Here is a 6,574-nt window from a genome sequence, read left to right as displayed (position 1 = left end):
GCGCGCGCGCGGCCGCCTCGCGGCCCTGCTCGCCGCCCTGCTCGGCGCGCCGCTGCTCGCGGCCTGCATCAGCACCACGCCGATCTGGGACAGCCGCTTCGGCCAGTCCGTCAATGCGGTCAAGCAGGCCCAGATCATCAATCCGAATGCGCCGGCCGGCCTGCCTTCGCTGACCGGCGTCGACGGCAGGGCCGCGGTGGCCGCGATGGGCAATTACGACCGCTCGCTGCAACGCCTGTCGCCCGCCGGCGCCTATGGCAATGGCGCCGGCATGCAGGGCGGCATCGGCATGTCGGGCGGCATCGGCACGCGCTGAACGCGGCCGATGCAGGGGCGCAAGCCATTTCGCCAAGCCATGGAGGAACCCATCATGAAGCCGAACACAGCGGGATCGCGCATGCGCCGGCGAACCGCCATGCGGCAGCGCCAGCAGGGTGCGGTCGCGATCGTCGTCGCGCTGGCGCTGGTGGCGATGGTGGGCTTCCTCGGCCTGGCGCTGGACCTGGGCAAGCTCTACGTGGCCAAGAGCGAGTTGCAGAACGGCGCCGATGCCTGCGCGCTGGCGGCGGCGCGCGACCTGACCGGCGCCACGCCGCTGGCGGTGTCCGAGGCGGCCGGCATCACCGCCGGCTATCGCAATCTGGCGCTGTTCCAGAGCGAGTCGGTGCAGTTCACCGCCGACAGCAGCGTGACCTACAGCGACGCGCTGGCCAATCCCTTCTATCCGAAGAACAGCGTGCCCTATGCGCTGGACACCATCAAATACGTCAAATGCGCGGCCTCGCGCGCCGGCATCGCCAACTGGTTCGCCCAGGTGCTGAACCTGCTGCCGGGCGGCAGCGTGGGGCCGAGCACGGTGTCCTCGTTCGCGGTGGCCACCGTGGGCGCCGCGCAGACGGCGTGCGCGATTCCGGTGTTCGTCTGCAAGCCCGACACCATCAGTCCGCCCGAACCGCCCTACACCGTGGGCCAGTGGCTGGTGTCCAAGCTCGACGCAGGCAACAAGGGCGAGTATGGCGGCGGCAATTTCGGCTGGGCCGACCTGGCGGGCGGCAGCGGCACCAAGAGCCTGGCCGAGCAGCTCAAGGGCTCGGGCCAGTGCAACCTGCCGGCGCTCGGCACCGAGATCGGCACCACCGGCAACAAGTCGTCGCTGGCGGACGAGTGGAACAGCCGCTTCGGCATCGTCAAGGCCGGCAAGGTCGCCGGCGTGCCCGACTTCACCGGCCACGCCTACAACGACACCACCTGGCCCGCCAAGGCCAATGCCTATCCGGACTTCACGGCCAGGCGCAAGACGTTTGCGCCTTACCAGGGCGACAGCATCGCGATGATCGATACCAAGGGATCGCCGTCCAGCACCGCCGCGCATCAGGGCGGCGCCGACCGGCGCATGGTGCTGGCCCCGGTGGTCGACTGCAGCGGCTTCGCGGTGTCGGGCACGCACAAGGCCAGCGTGCTGGAGTGGGCCTGCCTGCTGATGATCGAGCCGATGCAATGGGGCGGCAACATCAACTCGGTGCGGCTCGAATATCGCGGCGTGTCGAGCTCGATGGGCAGCCCCTGCGCGACGCAGGGCATCCCCGGACTCGGCAGCGGACCCGGCCCGCTGGTGCCGGTCCTGGTGCAGTAGCGGCCGGGCACATCGACAAGCGACAGGAGGCCATCGTGAAGACGCCGATCCCCCGCTCCGCTGCCGGCAATGCGGCGCGCCATGGACCGCGCCACAACCTGCGCCGCGGTCCGCGCCGACTGCGCCGCGCCGGCGCGCGCGAACGCCAGCGCGGCGTGGCCGCCGTCGAGTTCGCCATCCTGTTGATCCCGCTGCTGCTGATGCTGTGCGGCGTCGCCGAATTCGGCCGCGCGATCTACCAGTACGACGCGCTGACCAAGGCCACGCGCGGCGCCACCCGCTACCTGTCGCAGTTCTCGCCCGACGACGCCGGCTACCCCGCCGCGCAGGCCAAATGCCTGGCGGTGCATGGCAATACCGGCTGCACCGGCAGCCCGCTGGTCGGCGGCCTGAGCACGTCGATGGTGGTGATCTGCGACCGCGTCGACGCGGGTGGGTGCCCGGGCATGGCCTTCGCCAACGTCAATACCTACGACAACGGCGGCGGCGCCGGCGTGCCGGCCGGCACCGTCAACCTGGTGGCCGTCAAGATCACCGGCTTCGCCTATACGCCGATCCAGCCGCTGATCGATGCCAGCGGGCTGGTGTTCTCCGATGTGATGACCGTGATGAGGCAAGTGCTATGAATCCCGCTGTCCGCCCATCCGCACCGATGGCATCGCCATATCGGACGACATATCGGACGACACGTCGGCCGCCACATCGGTCGCCACACCGCACGCCAGCGCGGCCGCCAGTGGGCGCACCGCGGCCTCGCGCGCGCCAGCGCGGCGCCACCGTGGTCGAGTTCGCGATCGTCGCGATGCTGTTCTTCACGCTGCTGATCGGCGTCGTCGAAATGGCGCGCGTGCTGTTCCACTGGAACACCGCCAGCGAAGCGACACGCTGGGGCGCGCGCATGGCCGTGGTCTGCGATGCCAATGCCGCCATCATCAAGACCCGAATGGCGGCGCTGATGCCGCAGCTGTCGCCGTCGAACATCGCGCTCGACTACGAACCCGCCGGCTGCGACAGCGATCCCGATACCGCGCGCGCGAGCTGCGCCAGCGTGACGGTCCGCGTCACCGGCCTGACCGTGCGCACGCTCGTGCCGATGATTCCGATGACGCTGCCGGTGCCGCCCTTCGCCACCACGCTGTCGCGCGAAAGCATGAACAGCGCGACCGGCGGGCCGGTCTGCAGCTGAACGTGGGCAAGCATTGCCGCGCCCGCCGCGGCGCACAGGACAACGAACAGGAGAAGCCGTCATGCTGACGATTCTGATCGCCTCCGAGCAAACCGAACGGCTGGCCGAAATCGCGCGGCTGTGCGCGCAGTGCGGGTCGTTCCAGACGCTGGCGCTGAGCGAGGCGCCGGCGCGCATCGCGTCGCATGCGAGCCAGCTGGCGCTGGCCGACATGCTGGTGATCGCGCACGACAGGATAGGCCCGGCGCAGATGCAGGGCATCGAGACCATGCGGCAGCAGCATCCGGAGCTGCCCTGCATCCTGGTCACCGATGCGGTCGAGCCCGAGCTGCTGATCCAGGCGCTGCGCACTGGCATCCGCGACGTGCTGGCGTGGCCGCTGGAGCAGAACCAGCTCGGCGACGCGCTGCGCCGGCTGCAGGCGGCCAGCACGCAGCGGCGCCGCCGCAGCGCGCGGCTGGTGTCGCTGCTGTCGTGCAAGGGCGGCGCCGGCGTCAGCTTCCTGACCGGCAACCTTGGACATGCGCTGGCCGCCCAAGGCAAGCGCGTGCTGGCGCTGGACCTGAACCGGCAGTTCGGCGATCTGGTCCACACGATCTGCGACCGCACGCCGCCGGCGACGCTGCCCGACGTCTGCGCGCAGATCGACCGCATGGATGCGGCCTTCCTCGAAGCGTGCCTGACGCCGGTGGCCGAGGGCTTCGACGTACTGGCCGGCGCGGTCGATCCGATCAAGGCGGCATCGGTGCGCAAGGAACAGGTCGAATGGATCCTGTCGCTGGCGCTGCCGCACTACGACTTCGTGCTGGTCGACGCCGGCCAGGCCATCGATCCGGTGTCGATCGGCGTGCTGGACCGCAGCGACCGCATCGGCGTGGTGCTGCAGCCGACCATCGCGCATGCCCGCACCGGCCGGCGCCTGCTCGACATCCTGCGGGCGCTGCACTATCCCGACGACAAGGTGTGCCTGCTGCTGAACCGCGACGACCGCCGCAACGAACTGGACCGCGCCGCGCTGGAGCAGATCTGCGGCACCCCGGTCTGGCAGGCGCTGCCCGAGGACGCCGCCGCGGTGAACGCGGCGATCAGCCACGGGGAGCCGGTGCTGGCGATGCACCGGCGCAGCGCCATCGCGCGCGCGCTGCAGTCGCTCGCCACGCAGCTGGCCGCGGCCGAGCCGGAACCGCGCGCGGGCGGCGAGCCGTTGTCGCTGCGCCGGCTGCTGCTGCGGGTCAAGGCGGCGTGAGCGCGGTAACCCTATCGCTTCGTCGTACGCCACCTCGCCGCGCGCGCCCACACACCACACGCACCCACCTCTCGAGCCGGAGACCGCCATGTCGATCCGCGAACAACTGTCGAACGCCAGCCCGGGCTTCGCCGCCCTGCCCGTCAACGGCCACCCGGCCGCCGCGCTGCCCGTGGGCAGCGGCTATCGCGCGCTCAAGCGCGCCGTGCACGAGACCGTGCTCGAGCGCGTCGAGCTCGAGCGGCTGGCCCGCATCCCGCTCGAGCAGGTCCGGCACGAGATCGGCCTGCTGGTGGGCGCCATCGTCGACGAGGACAAGGTGCTGCTCAACGACGCAGAACGCCGGCAGCTGATCGGCGAGATCTACGACGAAATGTTCGGCTTCGGCCCTCTGGAGCCGCTGCTGCGCGACCCCACGGTGTCCGACATCCTGGTCAATACCGCGCGCCAGACCTATGTCGAGCGGCGCGGCAAGCTCGAACTGACGGACATCACGTTCTACGACGACGCCCACCTGATGAAGGTGATCGAGAAGATCGTCTCGCGCGTCGGGCGCCGCATCGACGAGACCAGCCCGATGGTCGATGCGCGCCTGCCCGACGGCTCGCGCGTCAATGCGATCATCCCGCCGTCGGCGATCGACGGTCCGCTGCTGTCGATCCGCCGCTTCGCCGTCAATCCGCTGCAGATCGCGGACCTGATCGCGTACCACAGCCTGACGCCGCCGATGGCGCAGCTGTTGCAGGCACTGGCGCACGCCAAGGTCAATCTGGTGGTGTCGGGCGGCACCGGCAGCGGCAAGACCACGCTGCTGAACATCGTGTCGGGCTTCATCCCGGCCGACGAGCGCGTGGTGACCATCGAGGACGCCGCCGAGCTGCAACTGCGGCAGCCCCATGTGCTGCGGCTGGAAACGCGCCCGCCCAATATCGAGGGCAAGGGCGAGATCACGCAGCGCTCGCTGGTGCGCAACGCGCTGCGCATGCGCCCCGATCGCATCATCCTCGGCGAGGTGCGCGGCGCCGAGGCGCTCGACATGCTCAATGCGATGAACACCGGGCACGAGGGGTCGCTGACCACCATCCACGCCAACACGCCGCGCGATGCGCTGACACGGCTGGAGAACATGGTCGGCATGGCGGGCATGAACGTGCCGCCGAAAGCGATCCGGCAGCAGATCGCCTCGGCCATCACGGTGATCGTGCAGGCCGCGCGCCTGACCGACGGCAGCCGCAAGATCGTCAGCATCCAGGAGATCACCGGGATGGAGGGCGACGTGATCAACATGCAGGAGATCTTCACCTTCCAGCGCACCGGTGTGGGACAGGACGGCACCGTGCGCGGCCACTTCCGCGCGACCGGCGTCTATCCGCGCTTCGCCGAGCGGCTGCGCGTCTACGGCGTGGGGCTGCCGGACGAGACCTACGATCCCTCGCGGCGTTTCGAGATCTAGCACCTGCCGGACTGACGGAGAGCGATCATGGACCTTGGCCGATTCGGGCAACTGGGGCAATTGGGACAACTGGGACACTACGCGCTGTACGCCTTCGGCGTGCTGCTGTTCATCGCGGTGGTGCTGGCCATCGAGGCCGTCTACCTGTGGTGGAACAGCCATCATGGCGCCTCGGCACGCCGCATCGACGCGCGCATCCGCGCGCTGTCGGCCGGCGGCCAGATCGGCCGCGAGCAGATGTCGATCCTGAAGGAGCGGATGCTGGCCGGCAGCCCGCGGATGCAGCGCCTGCTGATGCGGGTGCCGCGCGTGGCGGCGCTGGACCGCTGGCTGCAGCAGTCGGGCAGCACCTGGTCGGTCGGCCAGCTGCTGGGCTTCAGCGCCGCCAGCCTGCTGATCGCGTTCGCCGTGCTGTCGCTGCTGCCGCTGCCGTTCTGGCTGGCCGCCGCCGGCGCGCTGCTGGCCGCGACGCTTCCCGTGCTGCGTACGCTGGCGCAACGGCAACGGCGGCTGAAGCGCATGGAGGCGCAATTGCCCGATGCCATCGACATGATCAGCCGCTCGCTGCGCGCCGGGCATTCCTTCGCCGGCGCGCTCGGCACCGTCGGCCAGGAGATGAAGGCCCCGCTCGGTCCCGAGTTCCGCCTGGCCTTCGAGGAGATCAACTACGGCGTCTCGCTCGACGATGCGCTGACCAGCCTGGCGATCCGGGTACCGGTCGGCGATCTGCGTTATTTCGTCATCGCGGTGCTGATCCAGCGCGACAGCGGCGGCAACCTGGCCGAGGTCCTCGACACCATCAGCCGCCTGGTGCGCGAGCGGCTCAAGCTGTTCGACAAGATCCGCGTGCTGTCCGCGGAGGGCCGGCTGTCGGCATGGATCCTCGGCCTGCTGCCGTTCGGCACCGCCGGGCTGATCTCGGTGCTGAACCCCGGCTTTCTCGACGTGCTGTGGCAGGACCCGGCCGGCATCCGCATGGCCGGCACGGCGCTGGGGATGATGGCGCTGGGCGTGCTGTGGATGCGCAAGATCATCCGCATCCGGGTATAGGAGAAA

7 protein-coding genes are annotated in these 6,574 nt (G+C 69.9%); all 7 read left to right on the top strand.

Going from position 1 to position 6,574, the window contains the following annotated elements:
• Positions 1 to 25 precede the first annotated feature (25 nt).
• The gene (locus tag AC6EI8_RS09710) at positions 26 to 316 is read left to right on the top strand and encodes a hypothetical protein (RefSeq protein ID WP_498381821.1); all 291 of its coding nucleotides are present in this window, start codon (positions 26 to 28) and stop codon (positions 314 to 316) included.
• A 54-nt stretch (positions 317 to 370) separates the two neighbouring features.
• Entirely contained in the window at positions 371 to 1,633 is a 1,263-nt protein-coding gene (locus AC6EI8_RS09705; protein ID WP_223819414.1) for a pilus assembly protein TadG-related protein, read from the top strand.
• Between the two features lie 119 nt (positions 1,634 to 1,752).
• Complete coding sequence (locus tag AC6EI8_RS09700; RefSeq protein ID WP_149317111.1) at positions 1,753 to 2,259, top strand: TadE/TadG family type IV pilus assembly protein; 507 nt, start codon at positions 1,753 to 1,755, stop codon at positions 2,257 to 2,259.
• Positions 2,260 to 2,411: 152 nt separating this feature from the next.
• Positions 2,412 to 2,819, top strand: a complete 408-nt coding sequence (locus tag AC6EI8_RS09695) for a TadE family protein (RefSeq protein WP_262484840.1) — start codon at positions 2,412 to 2,414, stop codon at positions 2,817 to 2,819.
• Positions 2,820 to 2,880: 61 nt separating this feature from the next.
• Complete coding sequence (locus AC6EI8_RS09690; RefSeq protein WP_226107404.1) at positions 2,881 to 4,065, top strand: CpaE/TadZ family protein; 1,185 nt, start codon at positions 2,881 to 2,883, stop codon at positions 4,063 to 4,065.
• An 88-nt stretch (positions 4,066 to 4,153) separates the two neighbouring features.
• On the top strand, positions 4,154 to 5,518 hold the full coding sequence (locus AC6EI8_RS09685) for a TadA family conjugal transfer-associated ATPase (protein WP_498381820.1): 1,365 nt from the start codon (positions 4,154 to 4,156) through the stop codon (positions 5,516 to 5,518).
• Between the two features lie 27 nt (positions 5,519 to 5,545).
• A complete protein-coding gene (locus tag AC6EI8_RS09680; RefSeq protein WP_498381819.1) occupies positions 5,546 to 6,568 on the top strand; it encodes a type II secretion system F family protein in 1,023 nt (340 codons plus the stop codon).
• The last annotated feature ends 6 nt before the right edge of the window (positions 6,569 to 6,574 follow it).

The organism is Cupriavidus sp. R6-3, from assembly GCF_059772245.1.
This window is presented reverse-complemented; position numbering and strand designations above follow the sequence as displayed.

Bases quoted from the DNA above. Each gene is read 5' to 3' on its own strand.
- AC6EI8_RS09690 (WP_226107404.1), top strand. From the start codon at position 2,881: ATGCTGACGATTCTGATCGCCTCCGAGCAAACCGAACGGCTGGCCGAA.
- AC6EI8_RS09685 (WP_498381820.1), top strand. From the start codon at position 4,154: ATGTCGATCCGCGAACAACTGTCGAACGCCAGCCCGGGCTTCGCCGCC.
- AC6EI8_RS09705 (WP_223819414.1), top strand. From the start codon at position 371: ATGAAGCCGAACACAGCGGGATCGCGCATGCGCCGGCGAACCGCCATG.
- AC6EI8_RS09680 (WP_498381819.1), top strand. From the start codon at position 5,546: ATGGACCTTGGCCGATTCGGGCAACTGGGGCAATTGGGACAACTGGGA.